This is a genomic window from Brevibacillus sp. NSP2.1 (assembly GCF_000470975.2).
Taxonomy (GTDB): domain Bacteria; phylum Bacillota; class Bacilli; order Brevibacillales; family Brevibacillaceae; genus Brevibacillus; species Brevibacillus agri.
Map to the genome: position 1 here is coordinate 862,947 of NZ_CP048274.1, position 22,515 is coordinate 885,461.

21 protein-coding genes and 2 pseudogenes are annotated in these 22,515 nt (G+C 55.1%); 18 read left to right on the forward strand and 5 right to left on the reverse strand.

The window, feature by feature from the left end:
* Positions 1-30: 30 nt before the first annotated feature.
* From M655_RS04225 to M655_RS04235, 3 genes are all read left to right on the forward strand, one after another.
* Positions 31-441: an aminotransferase class V-fold PLP-dependent enzyme gene (locus M655_RS04225; RefSeq protein WP_235694649.1), complete on the forward strand. Its 411-nt coding sequence runs from the start codon at positions 31-33 to the stop codon at positions 439-441.
* Positions 442-532: 91 nt separating this feature from the next.
* Complete coding sequence (locus tag M655_RS04230) at positions 533-760, forward strand: hypothetical protein (protein WP_005829489.1); 228 nt, start codon at positions 533-535, stop codon at positions 758-760.
* 24 nt (positions 761-784) lie between these two features.
* Positions 785-1,096: a hypothetical protein gene (locus M655_RS04235; RefSeq protein WP_005829490.1), complete on the forward strand. Its 312-nt coding sequence runs from the start codon at positions 785-787 to the stop codon at positions 1,094-1,096.
* Between the two features lie 43 nt (positions 1,097-1,139).
* On the opposite strand, the gene M655_RS04240 is transcribed toward M655_RS04235, so the two are convergent.
* Together M655_RS04240 and M655_RS04245 are read right to left on the reverse strand one after the other, a co-directional pair.
* Positions 1,140-1,793: a cupin domain-containing protein gene (locus M655_RS04240; protein ID WP_005829492.1), complete on the reverse strand. Its 654-nt coding sequence runs from the start codon at positions 1,791-1,793 to the stop codon at positions 1,140-1,142.
* A gap of 204 nt (positions 1,794-1,997) precedes the next feature.
* Positions 1,998-2,549: a hypothetical protein gene (locus M655_RS04245; RefSeq protein ID WP_026558030.1), complete on the reverse strand. Its 552-nt coding sequence runs from the start codon at positions 2,547-2,549 to the stop codon at positions 1,998-2,000.
* Positions 2,550-2,667: 118 nt separating this feature from the next.
* Between M655_RS04245 and M655_RS04250 the strand changes: the two genes are divergently transcribed.
* The 6 genes and pseudogenes from M655_RS04250 (at position 2,668) to M655_RS04275 (ending at position 9,933) form a co-directional block, all read left to right on the forward strand.
* On the forward strand, positions 2,668-3,261 hold the full coding sequence (locus M655_RS04250; protein ID WP_005829495.1) for a TetR/AcrR family transcriptional regulator: 594 nt from the start codon (positions 2,668-2,670) through the stop codon (positions 3,259-3,261).
* A gap of 36 nt (positions 3,262-3,297) precedes the next feature.
* Positions 3,298-3,393: pseudogene (locus M655_RS28255) on the forward strand (two component transcriptional regulator); the annotation flags it as partial.
* 800 nt (positions 3,394-4,193) lie between these two features.
* Positions 4,194-4,619 carry a hypothetical protein gene (locus M655_RS04260; RefSeq protein WP_026558028.1) on the forward strand — a complete coding sequence of 142 codons (426 nt, stop codon included), beginning with the start codon at positions 4,194-4,196 and terminating at the stop codon, positions 4,617-4,619.
* A gap of 114 nt (positions 4,620-4,733) precedes the next feature.
* A complete protein-coding gene (locus tag M655_RS04265; protein ID WP_026558027.1) occupies positions 4,734-6,104 on the forward strand; it encodes an alkaline phosphatase in 1,371 nt (456 codons plus the stop codon).
* A 171-nt stretch (positions 6,105-6,275) separates the two neighbouring features.
* Positions 6,276-8,558, forward strand: a complete 2,283-nt coding sequence (locus M655_RS04270) for a DEAD/DEAH box helicase (RefSeq protein WP_026558026.1) — start codon at positions 6,276-6,278, stop codon at positions 8,556-8,558.
* Complete coding sequence (locus M655_RS04275) at positions 8,548-9,933, forward strand: ribonuclease H-like domain-containing protein (protein ID WP_005829505.1); 1,386 nt, start codon at positions 8,548-8,550, stop codon at positions 9,931-9,933. The genes M655_RS04270 and M655_RS04275 overlap by 11 nt, the downstream gene beginning before the upstream one ends.
* A 461-nt stretch (positions 9,934-10,394) precedes the next feature.
* On the opposite strand, the gene M655_RS04280 is transcribed toward M655_RS04275, so the two are convergent.
* Entirely contained in the window at positions 10,395-10,862 is a 468-nt protein-coding gene (locus tag M655_RS04280) for a hypothetical protein (protein ID WP_005829507.1), read from the reverse strand.
* An 82-nt stretch (positions 10,863-10,944) separates the two neighbouring features.
* Between M655_RS04280 and M655_RS04285 the strand changes: the two genes are divergently transcribed.
* Positions 10,945-11,400: a hypothetical protein gene (locus M655_RS04285; RefSeq protein ID WP_007783002.1), complete on the forward strand. Its 456-nt coding sequence runs from the start codon at positions 10,945-10,947 to the stop codon at positions 11,398-11,400.
* A gap of 285 nt (positions 11,401-11,685) precedes the next feature.
* Here M655_RS04285 and M655_RS04290 read toward each other — a convergent pair whose 3' ends face one another.
* The gene (locus tag M655_RS04290) at positions 11,686-12,258 is read right to left on the reverse strand and encodes a GNAT family N-acetyltransferase (protein WP_007783000.1); all 573 of its coding nucleotides are present in this window, start codon (positions 12,256-12,258) and stop codon (positions 11,686-11,688) included.
* 102 nt (positions 12,259-12,360) lie between these two features.
* On the opposite strand from M655_RS04290, the gene pdxR (M655_RS04295) reads away from it, so the two are divergent.
* The 8 genes and pseudogenes from pdxR (M655_RS04295) (at position 12,361) to M655_RS04330 (ending at position 20,411) form a co-directional block, all read left to right on the forward strand.
* The gene (gene pdxR / locus M655_RS04295) at positions 12,361-13,788 is read left to right on the forward strand and encodes a MocR-like pyridoxine biosynthesis transcription factor PdxR (RefSeq protein WP_026558025.1); all 1,428 of its coding nucleotides are present in this window, start codon (positions 12,361-12,363) and stop codon (positions 13,786-13,788) included.
* A gap of 99 nt (positions 13,789-13,887) precedes the next feature.
* Positions 13,888-14,469, forward strand: coding sequence for a TetR/AcrR family transcriptional regulator (locus M655_RS04300; RefSeq protein ID WP_025848254.1), 582 nt, complete (start codon positions 13,888-13,890; stop codon positions 14,467-14,469).
* Complete coding sequence (locus M655_RS04305) at positions 14,466-14,837, forward strand: DMT family transporter (RefSeq protein ID WP_026558024.1); 372 nt, start codon at positions 14,466-14,468, stop codon at positions 14,835-14,837. The genes M655_RS04300 and M655_RS04305 overlap by 4 nt, the downstream gene beginning before the upstream one ends.
* A pseudogene (locus tag M655_RS04310) lies at positions 14,834-15,250 on the forward strand (YvaD family protein); the annotation flags it as partial. The gene M655_RS04305 and the pseudogene M655_RS04310, both read left to right, overlap by 4 nt.
* A 307-nt stretch (positions 15,251-15,557) precedes the next feature.
* A complete protein-coding gene (locus M655_RS04315) occupies positions 15,558-16,409 on the forward strand; it encodes an MIP/aquaporin family protein (protein WP_026558023.1) in 852 nt (283 codons plus the stop codon).
* A gap of 109 nt (positions 16,410-16,518) precedes the next feature.
* The gene (gene glpK / locus M655_RS04320; RefSeq protein ID WP_026558022.1) at positions 16,519-18,018 is read left to right on the forward strand and encodes a glycerol kinase GlpK; all 1,500 of its coding nucleotides are present in this window, start codon (positions 16,519-16,521) and stop codon (positions 18,016-18,018) included.
* 157 nt (positions 18,019-18,175) lie between these two features.
* Positions 18,176-19,843 (forward strand): glycerol-3-phosphate dehydrogenase/oxidase, encoded by a 1,668-nt coding sequence (locus M655_RS04325; RefSeq protein WP_026558021.1) that lies wholly within the window; start codon positions 18,176-18,178, stop codon positions 19,841-19,843.
* A 13-nt stretch (positions 19,844-19,856) separates the two neighbouring features.
* Entirely contained in the window at positions 19,857-20,411 is a 555-nt protein-coding gene (locus tag M655_RS04330) for a glycerol-3-phosphate responsive antiterminator (protein ID WP_005830658.1), read from the forward strand.
* 577 nt (positions 20,412-20,988) lie between these two features.
* Here M655_RS04330 and pdxR (M655_RS04335) read toward each other — a convergent pair.
* Positions 20,989-22,404, reverse strand: a complete 1,416-nt coding sequence (gene pdxR / locus M655_RS04335) for a MocR-like pyridoxine biosynthesis transcription factor PdxR (RefSeq protein WP_025848275.1) — start codon at positions 22,402-22,404, stop codon at positions 20,989-20,991.
* Between the last annotated feature and the right edge of the window lie 111 nt (positions 22,405-22,515).

A 22,515-nucleotide genomic window follows, 5' to 3' on the forward strand; every position in this document is an offset into this window, starting at 1 on the left:
GGGACGCAAAACCATGAAGGCATTGCAGGAATCGCGCCCGCCATCGACTTTATCGCCTCGCTCGGGACAGGGAGCAATCGCCGCGAGCGGCTCGTTTCCGCTTTTGCCAACCTGGAGCAGTACGAAAACCGTCTGGCTGAGCTGATGCGCAACGAGCTGCGACAAATCGCAGGCGTAACGCTCTATCAGGCAGCCGCTGGCGTGGCGAAAACGCCGACTGTCGCCTTTCGTCTGGACAAGCTCGCGCCGGAAGAAGCATGCCTGCAAATGGCCGAGCAGCACAGCGTCTTTATCGCGAGCGGCGATTTTTACGCCTCCCGCCTGGCGGAGTTGGCCGGAATTGCGCACAGCGGCGGCTGGATTCGCGCCGGAATCGCTCCGTACAACACAGAAGAGGAAATTTGGCGCCTGATAAAAGGCGTGCAGCAGCTCATGCGGTAAGACTGAGACGGCATTTCCCGCCCGCATGCATAAAAAACCCGGACTCTCGCAAACTATAAACAATCATCAGAAGAGGAAGCGGGGAAGGGAAATGCTCCACTATCCAGGCATTTACTATGCGATTTTTGGCCTGATTTTTTTGGTAGGGCTGTTTTTGACCATCCGCTACGCCAAACGCCAGGAGACGAAGGAAGTGGACAACAACATCAGTCAGACGACCGTCAAGCACAAAGTTCTCGGGAATGTGGGGATGCTGTTTTACTTGGGGGCGTTTGCGGTGCTGCTCGCGATATTGCTGATCTCCGTACTCGTATATTAGCGTTGGGGAGGCGAGAGTAACACAATGGACAAAAAAAGGTATTACGTATCTGTTCAGGCAGGGACGATCATGGAAAATCAGGGCGACTCCGGGTACGAGTTCGAGATTGAAGCGACGGATCGCCAGGTTCACGCGCTGAAAAGCTTGTTTGAGGAAAGGACCGAGTATGAGTTTGGCACCTTTTTGCGCGGGCATGTCGTCGCGATTCCTTATCATTTTGACGAGGAAAACGATCAATACGACAACTGCCTGAAGCAAATATACAGCGCCATTTACGAATGCGGAACAGAGGAGACGAAGCAGCATATCCAATCCATGGGCGTACTGAATATGTGAGCGGGCCGGACATCCGGCCGAATCCGGCCGTCTAAAGCGAGGCTCACCCCCTGTCCGGATCGTAGCCGTACCCCGGGTATTTGACGACGGGCCATTTTTGCTTGCGCAAGGCGTCCAGCAACTCCGGGCCTACGTTCAGATTGGAAGCGACCAACTCGTGCGGCGTGAGCGCCATCCACTGGTTGAGCGAGACGTCGACGAAGCGGTCGCTTTTGAACATTTCCAAAAACCAGACTGTCTCGTTTCCCGTATTTTGAAAGTAATGCCCTGTCGCAAAGGGCACATAGCCGACATCGCCCGCCCGGTAGTCAAACGTGCGGGCTGTTCCATTTCCGGCAAAAACGGTCATGCGAGCCTGGCCGGAAATGTAGTATTGCCACTCGTCGTTGTTCGGATGCCAGTGCAGCTCGCGCACACCGCCTGGCGTCAGAGCCATGTTCACGCCAGCGAGCGTAGTGGCAACCGGCAGCTCGCGCACGGTGACTTCGCGCGACCAGCCGCCGTGATTCAGCGTCATCGTGGCGTCGGAGAAGGAAAACTTCAAATTCGGCAGCAAGCCTGCATCGGTGACGGGCGGCACGAGCATGTTCGGATTTTGCCGATCCCGCTCGATGTTGCGCGGCCCGAGATCGACCCACCCCGTACCGTCTCCCCGCATCGGCTCCGGGATGCGCTCTCCCTTTTTGTGTGAGGTCATTTCCGACCAACCTCCCTCGTCTTTGCGACAAGTTTCGTCTGCTTTTGGCGCAGCCACTCACCATGTGTATGGCCGCTGGCTTGACTTTTATGCAAAAAAGGAACAGCGTCCCTGTGCCGCGCTCACACTGGTTTCGCTGTTCCTGCATCATCGTATTTGTGCCAGCCTGGCTTTGGCTTTGTCTGGACGTCGACGGTTATACCGTCAAGAGCTGGCGCTTTTGCTCCGTCTGGGCCAGACAAAAAAGCTGACGGTAATCAAAAGGTCAATGCCGAGCACGACCGCCCATTGCAGCATCGCCCGCTCCAAAGCCCCGGTCCGCGAGGCATCCCCGACAAAAAAGATCATCGCGAGCAGCAGTCCCGCCCCGATGAGGTAGGCGAAAACGTGCTTGAACCAGCCTTTGGCATACGACCTGGCGTAAGCCATCCCGTACAGCTTCGGCTTTTTCGCCAGTGGCTGTTTTTTCACATAGTACAAAAACTTGTCGTCCGCCCAGCGAATCATGCCTTTGCCAAAAGCGATCGACACGCCGATATAGACAGCAGCCAGCGCATGAGCCATGGTCGCGGTTGCGCCCCGGTACAAGTCCACACTGGTCACGGCCAGCAAAACAAGGTCGACCAGGGGAGTCAGCGCCAGGATAAAAAGCCCCAGCCGCTCTTTTCCCAAGCCATACCGCACGGCCAACCCCAGAGCAATCACGACCCAAAAACCAATTTCACAGGCAACGATCATCCACGCGATCCAGTTCACGTTTACGCTCTCCTTTTTTAATACAGATGTATTGTAAAAAGATTTTATCATCTGTTTTTATTTAATACAAGTGTATTATTTAATTGCTCGTCCCGTTCGGGCTTGGTAAAATACAGCTATGCCAAAACAAATCGATCATGAAAAACGAAGAGAACAAATAGCCGAAGCGACCTGGCGGGTCATCAGCGAGCGGGGAATGGAGGGAGCGACGGTTCGCAATATCGCGGCAGAGGCAGGGCTGTCGCTAGGGGCGCTGCGGCATTATTTCAGCACACAGGACGAGCTGCTGGCGTATTCGATGAAGCTCGTGAAGGAGAGGGCGACGGCTCGCATCCGCGAGATTATTTCGCTTGATTTGCCGCCGCGAGAGAAGTTTATCAAGACGATTCTGGAACTTGTGCCTACCAATCGGGAAAAGATGGCGGAAATGGAGGTCTGGTTCGCCTTTACCGCCTACTTCCGCCATAAGCCGGGCGGTCTGGATGCGCAGTACGACGGCATTTACCCTGGCCTGCAAAAGCTCATGGACTATGCCGAACAGTCCGGACTGCTGCCTGCAAACACGGACAAGGAGCTGGAGACAGAGCGGCTTTACGCCTTGGTCGACGGGCTTGCGCTGCACGCCTATCTCGAGCCGAAGCGCCTGGACGGGCCGAAGGTAGAGCGCGTGCTGATCCATCACTTGTCGGCGCTGATCGCAGAGAAAGACTGAGCCATGTCAGGTAAACATGACACGGGGAGAACAGACATGAACAAAAACATCCTGATAGTCGAGGACGAACCGATTTTGCGGGAAATCATGAAGGATTACTTCGAAAACGAAGGTTATGCGGTGCTGGAAGCGATCGTCGTCTCCATCCGCGACGAAGGCAAGATGGCACGAGTCAGCATCGAGAACAAAGGCGCCCGTATTCCCGAGGAGCATCCGGAAAAATACAGAAAAATATAGGGCCACTTTTACCGCGGAGAGCCGTCTCGCCAGCGTTCCACGGGAGGAACCGGCCTCGAGCTGGCTATCTGCAAAAAAATATTGCATGACGTGCCGTTCGGCGTGTGCAATATGGAAGAAGGCGTCGAGCTTTTTTTCCAGCTTCCGAAAAACGAATAGCATTCAAGCGCAGAACACGTTTCTGCGCTTTTTTTTGTCTGGTCGTTTTTATGCATTTTTTACGCCGTGTCGATTCGTTCTGCATCTGATCTTGATCTCGGCCCTGTACGCTCTTTAGGTAGGCAAGGATTGCATTGCGAGTCGTTTCCAAAAAGCGAGGGAGAGAATCGGAGATATCGTGAGGCAGCTCGTCGCCCGCATGGCGACAATCGGGCCATTCGGCGAAGGGGCGGCGCTGTTGTTCAGAGGACTGGCGAAAAAAGTGCTGCTCGCCAATAACATCGGGCTGCTGTGGTCCGACGTGAAAGCGACGCCGACCGACGAGCTGACGACTTTTCTGGCCTGGCTCGGCATCGTGGCCTTTGCCTTCCAGCTTTACTTTGACTTCAGCGGCTACTCGGACATGGCGCGCGGACTGGGGAAAATGTTCGGCTTTGACTTTATGGAAAACTTCCGCTATCCGTACATGTCCAAAAGCATTTCGGAGTTTTGGCGCAGATGGCAGTTCATCATCTTGGAAAAATGGCTGCCTGGGCTTGCTGCAAAAGGCGCATGCCGCTGTCGGCCATATCTACACGCTTGTGGTCGTACTGATCGGCTGGGTATTTTTCGAATGCGAGAGCCTGCCTGTGGCCTGGCAGTTCCTGCGGGCGATGTCCGGTTTTGCGGGACAAGGCTTCATGGACGACCAGGCGCTCTACTACTGGTCGACGAAGGGCGCTTTTTATGCCTACCAGGCGCTGGCAAGGCAAATGGGCCTGGAACCGCAGAACGAGGCAGACTTCCGGCTGGAGGCAGTGTCGGACGCGTTTTCCGGCTCGCTCTATTCCAAAAGCGGCTACAGACTTGTGCAGCCGGACAGCATCGAGCTGTATGTTCCGCGCGCGGCGCAAACGTACAGCGTCGAGTTCGTGGACGAACAGCGGCGTTTTCGCCAAGACCAGGCGCAGCCCGTCTGTTAACGCCGCCTTTACCAATCGCTTACATTTCTTTACACAAAGCCCGTCCGAGCTCAACAGAAGAAGAGTATGATTGGTGACATGCTTATGAACATTCCTATTTGCAGGAGGTACAAAATGTTTCGCACATTCCCGAAAAAGCTTGTCCCAGTAGCTGTCATCTCTTCCCTGGCCCTGACGACGGCGCTGTTTGGCGGAAATTCCGGTCTGGTCAAGGCGGCAGAAAATAAAGCGGGCAACGCCCAGGTCAAAAACATCATCTTCCTGATCGGCGACGGCATGGGCACGTCCTATACAACGGCTTACCGTTACATGAAAGACGACCCGGCGACTCCTGTCATGGAGCCGACCGAGTTTGACAAATATTTGGTCGGGGCGCAAATGACCTATGCCGAAGACGAAAAGCAAAACATCACCGACTCCGCCTCTGCGGCGACCGCCATGTCTTCCGGCGTGAAGACGTACAACAACGCGATTGCGGTCGACAACGACAAATCAGAGGTAGAGACAGTGCTGGAGCGGGCCAAAAAAGTCGGCAAATCGACTGGCCTGGTGGCTACTTCGGAAATTACGCACGCGACCCCGGCTTCGTTCGGCGCGCACGATGAGAGCCGCAAAAACATGGACGCGATTGCCGACGACTACTACGACTTGCGCATTGACGGCAAGCATTCCGTCGACGTCTTGCTGGGCGGCGGCCTGAACAACTTCGTGCGCAAGGACCGCAATCTGACGGAAGAATTCAAAAAAGACGGCTACAGCTACGTCACGAGCAAGCAGGAACTGCTGAGCGACAAAAATGACAAAATTCTCGGTCTGTTCGCAGCAGGCGGAATGGACAAAATGATCGACCGCACGGACAAAACCCCGTCCCTGGAAGACATGACAAAGGCCGCGATTGAGCGGTTGAGCAAGAACAAGGAAGGCTTCTTTTTGATGGTGGAAGGCAGCCAGATCGACTGGGCTGGTCACGACAACGACATCGTGGCGGCGATGAGCGAGATGGAAGACTTCGAGAAGGCGTTCAAGGCTGCCATTGACTTCGCGAAAAAGGATGGAAACACGCTCGTTGTCGCGACAGCGGACCACTCCACAGGCGGGCTGTCTGTCGGGGCGAAGGAAGAGTACAACTTCCTCGTCGCGCCAATCAAGGCGGCGAAGCGCACGCCTGACTTCATCGCCGCGGAAATCGCCAAAGGCGCGAGCGTGGAAGAAACGTTGAAAAAGTACATCGACCTGCAACTGACGCCAGAGGAGATCGCTTCCGTGAAAAAGGCGGCGGAAACGAAGAAGCAAGTCGAGATCGACAACGCAATCGAAGCGATTTTTGACAAACGCTCCTTCACCGGCTGGACAACGGGCGGCCACACAGGCGAGGACGTCAACGTGTACGCGTACGGTCCATGGAAAGAAAGATTTTCCGGCCTGATCGACAATACGCACAATGCGGAAGTGATCTTTGAAATTCTCGGCGAAGCGAAGAAATAAAGGGGCAAGAAAAGAAGCTGCCAGGCTTATCTGGCGGCTTTTTCTTTTGGACGGGTCAAGCCATCGTCTCACCTGGCCTGTCTCCCGGGAAAAGTCGCTTTGGCCAAAACGTCCGAAGGGGTTTACAACCCGAACGTCCATTCGTAGAATAAGGGCAAGAAGGTGAGCCTGGTGAAGATGAAAAAAGACATGGCAAGTATTTTGGAGCATTTGAAAACAGACGAGCGTTTTCGCGACAATATCGCCCACTGGCGGGTCATTCCGGCCCGCGAGGCCAAAACGGTTCCGTTTCCGCAGGAGATGGATGCGCGCATCCGGGAAGCGCTGACGCGAAGAGGAATTGCCTCTTTGTACACGCACCAGGAAACGTCTTTTCGCCATGTGCGAGCGGGCAAGCATATCGTCGCGGTCACGCCGACTGCCTCCGGGAAAAGCATGTGCTACCATCTGCCGATTCTCCAGACGCTGGCAGAGGATACGCAGGCGCGCGCGCTCTACCTGTTTCCGACCAAGGCGTTGGCGCAGGACCAGAAAGAAGAGCTGCACGAGCTGATTACCGAAATGGGGCTGTCGATCAAATCGGAAACGTACGATGGCGACACTCCGGCCAACATCCGGCAAATGGTGCGCAAGGCGGGCAATATCGTCATCACCAACCCGGACATGCTGCACTCCGCCATTTTGCCGCACCACACCAAATGGGTTTCGTTTTTCGAGCATTTGAAATACATCGTCATCGACGAGCTGCATACATACCGTGGCGTCTTTGGCAGCCACGTCGCCAATGTGATACGCCGCCTCAAGCGGATTTGCGCCTTTTACGGCAGCGCGCCGCAGTTCATCTGCACCTCGGCGACGATCGCCAACCCGCGCGAACTGGCGGAAGCGCTGACGGAGGAACAGGTAGAGCTGGTCGACAACAATGGAGCGCCGTCCGGCGTCAAGCACTTCGTCTTCTACAACCCGCCTGTGGTCAACCGCCAGCTTAACATCCGGCGCAGCGCCACGCTGGAGGCGCGAGATATTACCGAGCAGTTTTTGACCAACGGCATTCAGACGATCCTGTTTGCGCGAAGCCGCGTCCGCGTGGAAATTTTGCTGACGTACTTGCAGGAGCTGATTAAGCGCAAGCTCGGCCCGAAGACGATTCAAGGATATCGCGGCGGCTATTTGCCGAGCCAGCGCAGGGAGATCGAGCGCGGCTTGCGGAGCGGCGACATCATGGGCGTAGTCAGCACGAACGCGTTGGAGCTGGGCGTAGACATCGGACAGTTGCAGGCGTGCGTCATTACCGGGTATCCCGGCTCTGTCGCCAGCACGTGGCAGCAGGCGGGCCGGGCAGGCCGCCGTCAGGGCGAGTCGGTCGTCGTCATGGTCGGCAGCTCGACGCCGCTGGATCAGTACGTGATCGCCCACCCGGAGTACTTTTTTGACCGCAGTCCGGAGACGGCGCGGATCAACCCCGACAACCTCATCATTTTGGTCGACCATCTGAAATGCGCGGCGTACGAGCTGCCGTTTCGCGAAGGCGACACGTTTGGCCGTGCGGAAATTACGGAAGTCTTGGAGTTTTTGACCGAGGAGCAAGTGCTGCACTATTCGCGCGGCAAATGGTTCTGGATGAACGATTCGTTCCCGGCCCACAACATCAGCCTGCGGTCGGCCTCGCAGGAAAACGTGGTCATCATCGACATCAGCGAGCGGGGCAACGAGCGGGTCATCGGGGAAATGGACCGCTTCAGCTCGATGACGCTGTTGCACGAGGAAGCTATTTACTTGCACCAAGGGACGCAGTACCAGGTCGAGAAGCTCGACTACGAGGAAAAGAAGGCGTACGTCCGGGAAGTGCAGGTCGACTATTACACCGATGCGAACCTCGCCGTCCAGCTCAAGGTGCTGGAGCAGGACCAGACCCGCCGCCACGGGCAGAGCGCTTTCGCCTACGGGGAAGTTTCCGTGCACGCGATGGCGACGATTTTTAAAAAGATCAAGTTCGAGACGCACGAAAACATCGGCTCCGGCCCGATTCATTTGCCAGAGGAGGAGCTGCACACGAACGCGGCCTGGATCGGCTTTTCCGATTCGCTCCTGGAGGAGATCGGCACAGAGGACGTGGAGCGCGGCCTGGTCGGCCTCGCGCATGTGCTCCAGCACGTGGCCCCGCTGTTTGTCATGTGCGACCCGCTGGACCTGCACGTCATTCCCCAGCGCAAGGCCGTCCACTCGCAGGAGCCGACGATTTTCCTGTACGACCGCTATCCGGGCGGCATCGGCCTGTCGGAGCAGGTGTACAAGGAAATGGAGACGATTCTCGCCCAGGCAGAGCGGCTCATCAGCTCCTGCCCGTGCACGTCAGGCTGCCCGTCGTGCGTCGGCGCGACCGACGACGGCAGCAAGGAGCTGGCGATGACCTTGCTGCGCATCGCCCAAGGGGGAAGCGTCCATGTCTCTTAAATCCAAGCTGCAACGGATGAAGGGGCACATGTCGCTGGACGCGGGCAAGGTGGCGAACGAGCCTGCCGCGGCAGGAGAGCAGGCCGAGCAGCCGGCCGGACATTCGGCAGGACAGCCGTCGGAACAGCCCGCGCCTATGCCGTCCGAACCCGAAAAACCGCCCATTCCCTTTGCGGACAGATGGCAGTCCTTGCAGGCGGCCCCCTACTTTTGGGACGACGAGCACGTCATGATCCGCGAGGTGCGCTATCCCGTCAGCCAGCGGCACGGCGCCTACAGCTTTGCCCAGCTGCACGAGGCCATTGCCATCTGGGAGGCGTCCGGCAGGGAGCATCCCCTGTCGGCGGCGGGCAGGAAGGCAGAAGAGTTGCTGTTTTTTGACACGGAGACGACCGGGCTGTCCGGTGGAGCGGGCAACGCTGTTTTCCTGCTGGGCTACAGCCGCCTGGAGGGAGAAGAGGTTGTCGTGCGCCAGCATTTTTTGCCTGCCCCCCATGCGGAAGCGACCTTGTACCAGTCGTTTCTCGCGCAGGCGGAAAAATCGTCGCATCTCGTAACGTTCAACGGAAAGTCGTTCGACTGGCCGCAGGTGCGGACAAGGCATACGCTGGTGCGCGACCAGGTTCCGGCCTTGCCTGTCTTTGGTCACCTGGACCTGTTGCACGGTGCGCGCCGACTGTGGAAGGCCGAACTGGAATCGTGCCGCCTTGGAATCATCGAACAGGAAAAGCTGGACGTTTTCCGCGAGGACGATTTGCCCGGCTACCTCGCGCCTGTGCGCTACTTCGATTTTTTGCACTCGCAGGACCCTGACGTGATCGCAGGGGTGCTGCGGCATAACGAGACAGACGTCCTCTCACTCATTACGCTCTACATCCATATGACCCGGCTGCTGACGGATCAGCCCGACGTGGCCGCCTCCCCGGAGGAACGCTTTGAAATTGCCAGATGGTACGACGCGCTGGGCGACCAGGAAGCAGCGCTGGCAGGCTACCGCTTCGTAGCGGACAGCGGCCATGCCTGGAGCAATCGGGCAAGGCTTGCCATCGGCCACCTGTACAAAAAGCAGAAGGACTGGCGGCAGGCTTTGCATGTCTGGGAGTCGTGCATGGCATCGTCCGGCTATGTCCCCGAAGAGGTTTACATCGAGGCCGCCAAGCTGTGCGAGCACCAGCTCGGCGACGCGGAAAAGGCGCTCCGCTATACGCGGCAAGCCTACGAGCAGTGGAAAAAGCGGGGCACGCTCTTGCGCAACCGTTCCAAGGCCGAGGCGCAGGCGTATCAAAAGCGGATAGTTCGGCTGGAAGCGAAGGTTATGGGTAGTGCCGGGCAGGAGAGTTTGTTGTCCGGGTTTTTCGATTGGGCGGATGAGTAGGGCACGGGAAAAAAGATGGGGCTGTCCAAAAAGTCCCAATATGCCAGAGGCACCAAAATGGCAACATTGGTTTGTCAAGGTTTTTGAAATTCAAAAGGGGCATCTCTAAGTCGATACATCGACTTTTGAGACAGCCCCTTGACCGTTTCGTGCGAAAATCAGGAGTAATGGTACGAGACTTCCAACGTCTGGCTGTCGAGCCGCTTCAAGTCAACGATGGGCAACTCGCAATTTCTTAAAGCAGATTGTTAACCTCTCGGCAAGCTCTTCATAGCAAGTTTTCATATTTGAACACGATATATCGGTGTACCCATAGTCGCATATAGTCGTGAAATAATGTAGCCCCCGGCAATCAGGGCTAGCAAGAAGGGGGGATTTCGGCAACTCAACTTCCACGAAAGTTTTTAAGTAGAATGTGTAGCCTAATTAATGCGTCGCGATACAGCGCGATAGTCGATAATTTAATCGACTAATTTATATACCCATACGGTCCCTTCAACAGATCCTTCAATACTTATACGATATTTAGTAGCCTGCTCAAGATCAGCAAAATAGGCGGTGTCTCTTCCGTCGCTTAAGTCTACGGTGTCAACAACGAACCAATCTCCTGTATCTTCATCGAATTCTTCGACATGAACTTCGTAAGAATCCCACAAGCCTGTTGTAGTTGCGTTGGCTTCAACTTTCAATCCACGTTCTCTATAATCTAACACCAGCGTTTTTTTAATTTGAAAGTAACTACGTACCTCAAAATCAGCTGACCACTGATATATTTCTGACATCATAGGTTTTACGATGCTTTTCGAGGTGGTTGTTTCTTCTTTGTGGTCTTTTCCACCTTTTGCAAGAGCACCGTCAACAGGCATGACAAGGGCAAGTATGGATAGGGTTGTTAAAGTAGCCATCTTTGCTTTTTTGACAAATTTCATTTAATCCTATCTCCTTTTCAAATAAAATAGTATACTAGAATTATATTACAATATTCTAAATAAATGGAAGAGGTGGATTTCCTTGAGTTCGCAAAAAAATACATCAAATTCCAATATGATGAAAAAAATCAATTTAATATTTTTTTCAATTACCGGCATTGCTTTACTGCTTGCATCTCTTGCATACTATTTTTTTTGGTACAATACACCGGAAAATACAATTGAACGTTATTTAACTCTAATCAAAAATAAACAAGGCGAGCCAGCATATGAGTATGTTTATAAGAACGCTGATAGCTATTACCCAGAGCGCGAGGATTTTTTACGTTCGGTTGCGGATTCGAGAATAGTCGATTTTAAAATTGATGAAGCAACTGCAATAAATGATACGGAAACCGAGGTGAAAGTATTAATAAGCTATACTAGTCTGAAAAACAGCGTCCAGAAAATCATAAGAGAAAAAGAACAAACTTTCATGGTGAAAAAAGTATCAGGCGAGTGGCTAGTAAGCTTAAGAGGACCTGATGGGGAAAGTTGACAAATAGTCCTAAATATAGATAGCTGTAACTCTTGCAAGAAAGTGGTGTATTAAGACGGGGAGAGCATTTCTCGAACAAATCCAGGAATGGGGGACGAAATGGGGACAAACTTCACTTGTAAATCCAACAATCCACTAAGATACAAACGAGAAAAGGGGTTGTCTCAAAAGTCGCTATTTCGACTTCGAGACGCCCCTTTTGTCTGTCAGAAACGTTGATATAGCCAAGCTTCCGATTATAAAACACTAGTGGAACCCGTACTTCTTGGACGTCTCCCCTGCCTTCTACTTCCCATACTTCTCCCGATACTCACCAGCCAGCATCGACATCAGAATCGAATCATGATAACGATGATCGTAATAAAGCGCCTGCCGCTGCACTCCCTCCCGCTGGAAGCCGAGCTTTTCATAAGCGCGTATCGCACGTTCATTGTAAGCGAACACGTTCAGCTCGATGCGGTGCAGGTTGAGAATGCCGAAGCCGTAGTCGAGCATCAACAGCAGCGCTTCACTGCCGTACCCTTTGCTCTGATACGCAGGCTGATGGATGGCGATGCGGATGAAAGCGTTGCGGTTGTACGTGTCGATGCCGCCGATCTGCACGTCGCCGATCAGCTGATCGTTTTCGCACAAGGCGATTGCCAACAGCACGCTGGACGAATCCTGTGCTTTGCTTGCCAGATATTGCGCGATTTGCTCGCGGGTGTAGTGCTTTTGCGTTCCTGTCAGTTTGCGCGTTTCCGGGTGGTAGAGCGATTGGTAGTAAAAGTCGACATCGTCCTGTCCGAGCGGGCGCAGATAGACGCGTTCTCCCTGCAAAAAACGGACGGGAGCATGGTGCTCTCGATGAGTAGACATCGTTTGTGTCCTCCCTGTCAGATTTCATTTTTCACCAGCATAGCGAACAAGTGTATACTTGAAAATGCACAGTTTTGCAAAAATCAAAAGGACAGATGACCGATGCTCTTGACGCCCAAATGGGACGAAAACGGAAACGAACCGCAATACGTGCAACTGTACACGTTCCTCAAAAACGAAATCATTGCAGGCAGGCTGGCAGAAAAAACGCGGCTGCCGTCCGTGCGCAAGCTGGCAGATGCTCTCGGTTTGAGCACGACGCCTGTGGAAATGGCGTACCAGCAGCTTTTGGCCGAAGGGTTCATCCGAAGCAGGCCGCGCAGCGGCTACTTCGTGGAGAAGCTGCCTGACCCCGAGCTTACGCCAAAAGGGCAAGGGGTGTCCGAACAGCCCGAATGGAGCAGACCGCTCCTGCGTGACAACCGCAAGTACCGATACGATTTTCACATGTCGCAAAACGATTTTTCGCTGTTTCCGCACACGCTCTGGCGGCGGCTGTACAATCAGGTGCTTGGCGGCGAGCGGCAGGAGGAGCTTTTTTACGGCGATCCGCAGGGCGAGCCGGGACTGCGCCAGCAAATTGCCGATTACGTGCGCAGGTACCGCGGCGTCGTCTGCACGCCGGACCAGATCGTCATTGGCGCGGACCAGTTTGGGCTGCTGTCGCTGATCTGTCTGATGCTGCGGCCGCAGCTTCAGCGGATCGCGGTGGAAAATCCGGGCTATTTGCTGTATGCCAATACGTTTCGCCAGCACGGGTATGAAGTGGTGCCGATCTCGCTTGCAGCAGACGGAATCTGCGTAGACGAGCTGTACGAATCAGGGGTGCGCCTTGCCGTCATGTCGCCCTCGCACCAATTTCCGCGCGGGATGATTATGCCTGTATCCAAGCGGTTGAAGCTTTTGGACTGGGCGCAAAGCGTCGGCGGCTACATCGTCGAGGACGACTACGATGGCGAGTTTCGCTACCACGGCAGGCCGATTCCCGCCCTGCAAGGGCTGTTGCCGCAGACCAATGTCATTTACATGGGCGGCTTCGCGCAGGTGATGGCTCCGGCGCTCGGCATCTGGTACATGGTGCTGCCGCCTTCCTTGCTGGACGCGTATTTCACCCTGCTGCACGACACGTTGCTGGAACAATCCGCGTCGCGGCTGCATCAGCGGACGATGGAGATTTTTATGCAAAAAGGCCACCTGGAAAAGCACGTCCGCAAAATGCGCAGCCTGTATCGCAAAAAGCACGACGCCTTGCTGGCGGCGGTCCATAAGCATTTCGGCGAGCGGGCGTCCGTGATCGGGGCGGATGCGGGCTTTCACGTCTTGCTGCGCGTGTACAGCGAGCGCCCGGAGGAAGAGTTGAAGCGGCTGGCGATTCAGGCGGGGATTCGCGCATCGTCTGCGGCTTTTACGTGGCTGAAGCCGCCGGCGGAGATGCCCAAGGAGTTTTTTCTCGGCTTTTCCGGCATTGCGCTCGACCAGATCGAGCCGGGAATTGCGGCTTTGCACCAAGCCTGGTTTGAGGGCAGTTGACATCAGGGGAGCAGGTGAGTATGCTATTTGTAGCCATAGGAAAATATAGAAAACAAAATATTTTCCTTGTTTTACGAGTGCGAGGGGGTTCGCGCGGAAATGCAGGAGCGAATTTTGCAATGCGCCCAACAGGAGATCGAGACGCGAGGCATTCGCTTTACGATGGCGGATTTGGCTCGGCGGGCGGGGATCAGCACGAAAACGTTGTACGCGTGCTTTCCTTCCAAAGAGGTGCTCATCGCCAGGCTCATTGCCGACAGCATCGAGGAATTGAAGGCGAGCGAAGACCGGATTTTGCATGATCCGAACCTGGATTTGACGGAAAAGATGCGCGAGCTGCTGGCATTGGTGCCGAGCGGCTTTGCCCGGACGGATTTGCGCGTCTGGTACGAGTTGAAGCGCTATTATCCCGCGCAGTGGAAAATGGTGGAGGAAGTCTACCAGGAAGAGTGGGAGCATGTCCGCGTGCTGCTTGAGCAGGGCGTCGAAGCTGGCGTGTTTCGCCCGGTTCAGCTTCCGATTTTGATTTTGATGTACACGGGAGCGCTCGATCAACTGATTGACCAGCAATTGTCCGGTCGGCATCAGATGACGATCGGGGAGGCGCTGGACGCGATGATTGATATTTTGCTCGGCGGCGTATTGGCTGCGCCAGCGACGAGAGGGGAAACGGGAAAATGAGTTGGGTGTATTTGCTGCTGGCGATTTTGCTGGAGGTGGCGGGAACGACTTCGATGAAGCTGTCGGAAGGGCTGAGCAGGCCGATTCCGACTGTGTTGATGTTTGTGTTTTACGTGCTGTGCTTTTCCTCGCTGAGCCTGGCGCTGAAAGAAATGGAAGTGGGCACCGCGTATGCGATCTGGTCCGGGCTGGGAACGGCGATGATCGCTGTGATCGGCGTTCTCTTTTTCAAGGATGCGTTTACCGTGAAAAAGGTGGTGGCGGTCGCGCTGATTATCGTGGGCTGTGTCCTGCTGAATCTCAGTGACGGCGCCCATGCCCAGCAGCCTGCAAAAGCGCAGCAAGACGCGGGAATGACGGCCGAATGAGCAGAACTGCGCCCAGGCTGTTCGTGTTTTTCTGGCTGACCGATGTGGCGTTCATCGTCTATTGGGCGATTGTGTTTCTCCGGCTGTTGCCTGCGGAGTACATGTACCAGGACTACCGCGATCCGAATCTGGTGGCGTGGAATCTGTCCTTTTTTCCGCTCGACATGCTTGTATCGCTCACGGGCTTCGCGAGCCTCTACTGCTATCGGCGGGGGAGTGAGCGCTGGAAGCCGATAGCACTCGTCTCACTTGTGCTCACATTTTGCTCCGGCCTGCAGGCGATTGCTTTTTGGGCGTTCAAAGCCGACTTCGACTGGTCGTGGTGGCTGCCGAACCTGTTTTTGCTGATCTACCCGCTGTTTTTTCTGCCGGAGTTGGTCAGGACGGCAAGCAGCGGGAAAAAGGCTTCAAGCTGCAGGCGAAGCGGAAAGGCAGCCATGAGCAAAGCCGTTTGCGACAGGAAAGAAAACGGATTCTTGACAGATTTTACGTGTCCACTATATAGTAGGACATAAGTTAATAGTGCTGTGGAGATTGGGAGATCAGCTAATATTTGCAAAAAGAGGGCAGCGCCCTGCGTTTTTGCGAGTATTGGCTTTTTTGTTTTCTCCACAAAAAAACAAAAAGGAGTTGGGTGAAATGTAAGCGCTTTAGAAAACGGTTTCATTGCGATTTTTCGGCTGGTTTACATGGTCGTTTTTCAAAAAAGGGGGTAAGGACATGTCTGCTTACGTAGGAGAATTGGTCGGGACAATGATCCTGATTATTTTGGGGGCAGGGGTATGCGCAGGCCAAAACCTGAAAAAAGCATACTCGCAAAATGGCGGCTGGATCGTCATTACACTCGGCTGGGGGCTTGCCGTAGCGTGCGGTGCATACGCAGTTGGCAGCATCAGCGGCGCGCATCTGAATCCTGCGCTCACGATTGCGCTGGCGAGCATCGGGCAGTTTGCGTGGGAGCAGGTGCCGGGCTACGTGTTGGCGCAATTTGTCGGTGCATTTATGGGTGCGACGTTTGTCTGGATTTTTTACTATCCGCACTGGCGCGAGACAGACGACCCGGCAGCAAAATTGGGGGTATTCGCAACCGGACCAGCGATTCCACATACAGTTGCCAACTTGTTCAGTGAAATTTTAGGTACGTTTTTCCTGGTGCTTGGTCTTCTGGCCATCGGTGCGAATAAATTTGCAGAAGGATTGAATCCGTTTGTCGTCGGCTTCCTGATTGTCGCCATCGGCTTGTCTCTCGGCGGAACGACGGGCTATGCGATCAACCCGGCGCGTGACCTCGGGCCGCGAATCGCCCACGCCCTCCTGCCGATTCACGGAAAAGGCCACTCCAACTGGGGCTACGCCTGGATTCCCGTCGTGGGGCCGATCATCGGTGCGGTGTGCGGTGCCTTTTTCTACAAGTGGACGTTTACCGACCACAGCCTGACCGGAGTGGTGGCCCTGGCCGTATTCATGGTCATCGCGATGGCAGTCGGGATGGCGAGCAAAAAGACAAATGCTGCCCAGGCGAGCGGCAAAAATCTGGCAGCAGATCGGGCGCATTCCCAATCGCATTCGTAAGCGGCGGCGAAAGCCCGATTCCGTCTCAAAAAAAAGAAGCAGGGAAAAGTCCCTGTCGCAAGTAAAAAGATCAGATCCAATGTTTCTATTATAAGGAGGAACAGCCGCTATGGACAACAAATACATGCTCTCGCTCGACCAGGGAACAACAAGCTCCCGTGCGATTTTATTCGATAAATCCGGCGCGATCATCGGGGTGGCCCAAAAAGAATTTACGCAAATTTACCCCAAGCCAGGCTGGGTAGAGCACAACGCCGAGGAAATTTGGGAGTCCCAACTGGAAGTGCTGAAAGCGGTTTTGCTGGAAAACCACGTGAAGCCGGAGCAAATCGCGGGTATTGGCATCACCAACCAGCGCGAGACGACCGTTGTCTGGGATCGCCACACCGGAAAGCCGATCTACAATGCAATCGTTTGGCAGAGCAGACAGACCATTGACATTTGCAACCAGTTGAAAGAGCAAGGCTATGAACAGACCGTCCGCGAGAAAACAGGTCTTTTGATCGACGCCTATTTTTCCGGGACGAAGGTCAAATGGATGCTCGACCACGTAGAAGGCGCTCGGGAAAAAGCAGAGCGAGGCGACCTGTTGTTCGGAACGATCGACACGTGGCTGATTTGGAAGCTGACGAACGGCAGCGTCCATGTGACAGACTATTCCAATGCTTCGCGCACGTTGCTGTTCAACATCCACACCTTGGAGTGGGACGGGGAGCTGCTTTCCATGCTGCAAGTTCCGAAAAGCATGCTGCCGCGCGTCTGCCCATCCAGCGAGCTGTACGGCTATACCGATGAAAAAGTGTTCCAGGTGCAAATTCCGATTGCCGGGATCGCCGGAGACCAGCAGGCAGCTTTGTTCGGGCAGGCGTGCTTTGCAGAGGGAGCGGCCAAGAACACGTACGGAACCGGATGCTTCATGCTGATGAACACAGGGGAAAAAGCAGTAGCCTCGAAAAACGGATTGCTGACCACGATTGCCTGGGGCGTAGACGGCAAGGTGGAGTACGCGCTGGAAGGCAGCATCTTCGTGGCAGGAGCAGCGATTCAATGGCTGCGCGACGGTCTGAAGCTGATTGAGAAATCGTCCGATTCGGAAAAGCATGCGCTGGCTGTTGACAGCACAGACGGCGTTTACATGGTTCCGGCGTTTGTCGGGCTGGGCGCACCGTATTGGGACATGGAGGCGCGCGGCGCGATCTTCGGCCTGACCCGCGGAACGACCGAGGATCATCTGATTCGGGCGGCGCTGGAATCGCTCGCGTACCAGACGCGCGACGTGCTGGAGGCGATGGAGGCCGATTCCGGCATCAAGCTGCAAAAGCTGGCGGTAGACGGCGGAGCGGTAGCCAACAACTTCCTGATGCAGTTCCAGTCCGACATCCTGGCGACAGAGGTGGAGCGTCCGCGCGTGAATGAGACGACTGCGCTCGGGGCTGCCTACCTCGCAGGGCTTGCTGTCGGCTACTGGAACAGCAAGGAAGACATCGTCCACAACAAAGTGGTGGAGCGCTCGTTTGTGCCGGATATGCCGGAGCAAAAACGCCAGGAGCTGTACGAAGGCTGGAAGCAGGCCGTACAAGCGACGATGGGTTACAAGATTAGGCATTGATTTTTGCGCCAAAGAGGAATAGAGTAAAGATAAGTTAATAAATTGCTGTGGAGACCGTGGAGACAGCCAGTATCAAAAGGGCAATGGACGATTTCGTTGCTTCTTTTGGATATTGGCTGTTTTTTGTTTTTTCGTTATAGAAAGGATGAAAACAACCATGAACGATCAACGAACATTGTCAGCAAGAACGCGTCAGACATGTTTGGAAGAAATGGCGGGCAAGCGCTTTGATCTTTTGATTATCGGCGGCGGTGTGACAGGAGCGGGCATCGCGCTGGACGCTGCTTCGCGCGGTTTGAGTGTAGGGCTGGTGGAAAAGCAGGACTTCGCCGCAGGCACGAGCAGCCGCTCGACGAAGCTCGTCCACGGAGGCCTGCGCTATTTGAAGCAGGGCGACGTGCAGCTCGTGCGTGAAGTCGGCAGGGAGCGGGCGATTTTGTACCGCAATGCCCCGCACATCGTCATTCCGGAAAAAATGATTTTGCCGATTGTGGAAAAAGGAACGTACGGCAAGCTCGCTACCTCCATCGGGTTGTACATTTACGACGTGTTGGCCGGAGTCGAGCGCAAAGAGCGCCGCATCATGCTGAACAAAAAGCAGACGATGGAGGCAGAGCCGCTGTTGCGCACAGATATTTTGAAGGGGGGCGGGCTCTACTTCGAATACCGGACGGACGATGCCCGTCTGACGATCGAGGTCATGAAGACAGCCCGCTCGCATGGCGCTTTGTGCGTGAACTATACGGAAGCGACAGAGTTTTTGTATGAAAACGGCAAAGTGACAGGGATTCGCGCGAAAGACTTGCTCACGGGCACCGAGTACGCCATGCACGCCAAAAAAATCGTCAACGCCGCAGGTCCTTGGGTGGATCAGCTCAGGGAAAAAGACAAGTCGCTGTACGGCAAAAGACTCCATCTGACAAAAGGTGTCCACCTGGTCGTTCCGTACAACCGGCTGCCGCTCAAGCAGTCCGTTTACTTCGACGTATCCGACGGGCGCATGCTGTTCGCGATTCCGCGGAATAACAGTACGTATATCGGCACGACCGACACGAACTACCAGGGCGTGCTGGAGCGGCCGACCGTGACTCGCGAAGATATGGAATACGTGCTGCGGGCCGCCAACGAAATGTTCCCGACCGTAAAGCTGACCGAGCAGGATGTCAGCTCGAGCTGGGCAGGGCTGCGGCCGCTCATTCACGAGGACGGCAAATCCCCGTCCGAGCTGTCGCGCAAGGATGAGATTTTTTACTCCAAAAGCGGGCTGATTACGATTGCGGGCGGCAAGCTGACGGGCTTCCGCAAGATGGCGGAGCGCATCGTCGACGTCGTGGCCAAACAGCTTGCAGAAGAAGAAGGCAGATCGTTCAAGCCTTGCCAGACGGACAAGATCGTGCTTGCTGGCGGCAACTTCGCCTCTGCCAGCATGATCCCTGCCTATGTGAAAAAGCAGGCGGAGCGGCTTGGCGCAGCGGGCATCGGCGAAGAACAAATTCGCGTGCTTGTAGGAAAGTTTGGCAGCAACAGCGAAAAAATAGTAACGAAGTGTCTGGAATATATGGAGCAAGACCAGACGCAGACGGCGGCAGAGGCACTGCTTTTGGCCGAGCTGCATTACGCACTGGATGAAGAAATGGTCATGACCGCGAGCGACTTTTTGATTCGCCGCACCGGCCGACTGTTTTTTGAACGAGACTCGCTGGAAGCCGTATATCCTCGGGTAATGGATGAGCTTGCCAAAGAGCTGCATTGGGATGCAGAGCGCAAAGACCGTGAATGGAAAGCTTTTGCCGAGGAATACCATCTTGCCAAAACATTTCTATAGGGGTGACTCCTGATTGGCCAACCAGATTAATCAGCCTATTCTTCCGGCTGCGCGAACACTGAAGGAATTTGATGAACTGATGGAGACGTGCTACGAGCGCATTATTTTGCTGAATGCCCATATCGCCCAAGTCAAGCCGCTGGGCAAACGCGCGCGGGCGTTTGGGAAAAAGCTGCTGATTCACGCCGATCTCATCGACGGTTTGAAGTCGGATGAGTACGCGATGGATTTTCTTGCACAGGAAGTAAAGCCTGACGGAATCATCACGACGAGAAACAGTGTGATCTTGGCCGCGAAGAAAAAAGGGCTGATTTCCATCCAACGTCTTTTTCTCATCGACACGATGGCGCTGGACAGCAGCCTGACGCAACTGGAGCGGACAAAACCCGACTACGTCGAGGTGCTGCCGGGGATTATTCCGCATCTGATCGAGGAGATTACCGAACGGACGAAGATTCCGGTCATTGCAGGCGGCTTCATCCGTACGAAGGAAGACGTGGATCGGGCTCTGCAGGCGGGTGCTACCTCTGTCACCACCTCGCGCAGAGAGCTGTGGGCGAAATCGTAGGAAAACCGCGACGAACACCGTCAAAAGCCGGACATTCCGTAAAGGGATGCTCCGGTTTTTTCCATTTTTTTGTAGACCATCATCCCGTCAATAGGTAGATGGCAAGTGATAGAAAACATAGGTAGACACCTGATTTTCCCTTGCGCAAGATACTAGTCTATGCGGGTGAATGCACCCCTGCATATATACATATAGTCATCAAAAATCAATGAGGAAAGAAGGCGACAGCATGTATTATCCAAGCTCAAACTGGACGTCATCGAACTCTTCTTCTTCGTATGGACACTCTTCCTACTATCCTTCGCAGCGGGATGGACAACGCCCGCCAGGCCGGGATCACGGCAGAGGCAGAGGGCAAGACTGGAATCGCAGACGGAGATGCCCCGATCACTGTCGGCATTGTCCGCCTCAGTGCTGCGGACGTCGTCATTGGTAATCTCTTGATAATGCGTAAGTGCAGGCAAAAACGATAGAGAAAAGAGCCAAATCTCCTGACATAAAGGAGTTTGGCTCTTGTTTGTCGTGCGCGCGCTGACAGGAAAACAGGAAAGTCGGCTTGCGAGGCACAGACGGCGGCTCAGCCATGCATGCCGTGCAGCGCCAACCCTTTTTCCAGCCGCGCGACCCCTTCCGCGATTTTTTCCTCGCCAACATTGCCGTACCCGAGCACGATCTTGTCCGCGTGCCTGCCTTTTGCAATCGTGTGCTCCTCCACCGGATAGACGCGCACGCCTGCTGCTTCCAGCGCAGCCACAACATCCGGCGTGAACCGGACGTGCGAAAAAGCAGCGACGATATGCAGCCCGGCGGCCTCGCCCCAGATGGCGACCTGATCGCCAAACGTGTCGCGCAAGGCGTCGGTCAGGCATTGGCGGCGCTTTTTGTACAGCTTTTTCATCCGGGTGACGTACTTTTCCAGATGGCCTTCCTCGATGAAGCGGGCAAGCGCCAACTGGTCGATGGAAGGCGTATGCAGGTCGGTCAGCCATTTCGCTTTTTGGTAGCGCTCCACCAGAGCTTCCGGCAGGACGAGGTAGGCGAGCCGCAGACCGGGCGACAAAATTTTGCTGAAGGAGCCGATGTAGATGACCCGTTCGGGAGCAAGCCCCTGAATCGAGCTGATCGGCGGACTCTCGTAGCGGAACTCGCTGTCGTAGTCGTCCTCGACGATGTAGCAATCGACCGAGCGCGCGTACTGAATCAACTGGATTCGGCGCTGGATCGTCAGCGTGGTTCCGAGCGGAAACTGGTGGGAGGGCGTCACGAACACAAAGCTGGGGGCGGCGTTGACCGGCGTAGCGGACAGCTTGTCCATAGCCATTCCGCAGGCGTCGACCGGAACCGGACAGAGCCTGGCTCCCGTCGACGCGAAAATCGTCTGGATGTCCTGCGTGATCGGGTCTTCAATGAGCACGCGGCTTTCAGGCGCAAGCAACACTTTGGCGATCAGCATGAGCGCCTGGGTAGCGCCGGAGGTCATAACGATTCGCTCCGGCGCGCACTGCACGCCGCGCGTCCGATACAGATAGCGGCTGAGCACATCGCGCAGCTCGGCGCGGCCCTCCGGCCGATTGTAGCCGAATGCCGACAAAGGGGCGTCCTGGCAGACCCGTTGGACTGTTTTGCCCCACAGGCTGCGCGGAAAATGTTCCAGGTCAGGCACACCGGAACGAAAATCAATGAGTCCTTCCGACTGATCGCCAGGCGAGGGTTGCGGGAGGTCTGTGCCGCGAGCGAACTGCTCCAGATAAATGCCGGGGGCAACGAAGTAGCCGGAGCCTTGCCTGCTCTCGATATACCCTTCGGCAAAAAGCTGGTCGTAGGCTTCGATGACGACGTTTCTGGATATGCGCAGCTCCTGCGCCATTTTGCGGGTGGAAGGCAGCTTGAAGCCGGCGGTCCACTCGCCGCGCAGTATTTTGTCGCGAAATTCAGAATAAAGCTGTCTGGTCAAAGGAATCGGCTTGTCCCGATCAATGTCAATCCACAGCAAGGCGAGCGGGCCTCCTTGTACAACTGGTTCTGTCAAAACAACAGCAAACTGGATCTGATCGACACAAGCTTACCATGGTAGGGTGAGAGAAGAGAAGAAAATCCCCCAGCC

Bases quoted from the DNA above. Each gene is read 5' to 3' on its own strand.
- M655_RS04230 (WP_005829489.1), top strand. From the start codon at position 533: ATGCTCCACTATCCAGGCATTTACTATGCGATTTTTGGCCTGATTTTT.
- M655_RS04235 (WP_005829490.1), top strand. From the start codon at position 785: ATGGACAAAAAAAGGTATTACGTATCTGTTCAGGCAGGGACGATCATG.
- M655_RS04240 (WP_005829492.1), bottom strand. From the start codon at position 1,793: ATGACCTCACACAAAAAGGGAGAGCGCATCCCGGAGCCGATGCGGGGA.
- M655_RS04250 (WP_005829495.1), top strand. From the start codon at position 2,668: ATGCCAAAACAAATCGATCATGAAAAACGAAGAGAACAAATAGCCGAA.
- M655_RS04265 (WP_026558027.1), top strand. From the start codon at position 4,734: ATGTTTCGCACATTCCCGAAAAAGCTTGTCCCAGTAGCTGTCATCTCT.
- M655_RS04275 (WP_005829505.1), top strand. From the start codon at position 8,548: ATGTCTCTTAAATCCAAGCTGCAACGGATGAAGGGGCACATGTCGCTG.
- M655_RS04280 (WP_005829507.1), bottom strand. From the start codon at position 10,862: ATGAAATTTGTCAAAAAAGCAAAGATGGCTACTTTAACAACCCTATCC.
- M655_RS04290 (WP_007783000.1), bottom strand. From the start codon at position 12,258: ATGTCTACTCATCGAGAGCACCATGCTCCCGTCCGTTTTTTGCAGGGA.
- pdxR (WP_026558025.1), top strand. From the start codon at position 12,361: ATGCTCTTGACGCCCAAATGGGACGAAAACGGAAACGAACCGCAATAC.
- M655_RS04300 (WP_025848254.1), top strand. From the start codon at position 13,888: ATGCAGGAGCGAATTTTGCAATGCGCCCAACAGGAGATCGAGACGCGA.
- M655_RS04305 (WP_026558024.1), top strand. From the start codon at position 14,466: ATGAGTTGGGTGTATTTGCTGCTGGCGATTTTGCTGGAGGTGGCGGGA.
- M655_RS04315 (WP_026558023.1), top strand. From the start codon at position 15,558: ATGTCTGCTTACGTAGGAGAATTGGTCGGGACAATGATCCTGATTATT.
- glpK (WP_026558022.1), top strand. From the start codon at position 16,519: ATGGACAACAAATACATGCTCTCGCTCGACCAGGGAACAACAAGCTCC.
- M655_RS04325 (WP_026558021.1), top strand. From the start codon at position 18,176: ATGAACGATCAACGAACATTGTCAGCAAGAACGCGTCAGACATGTTTG.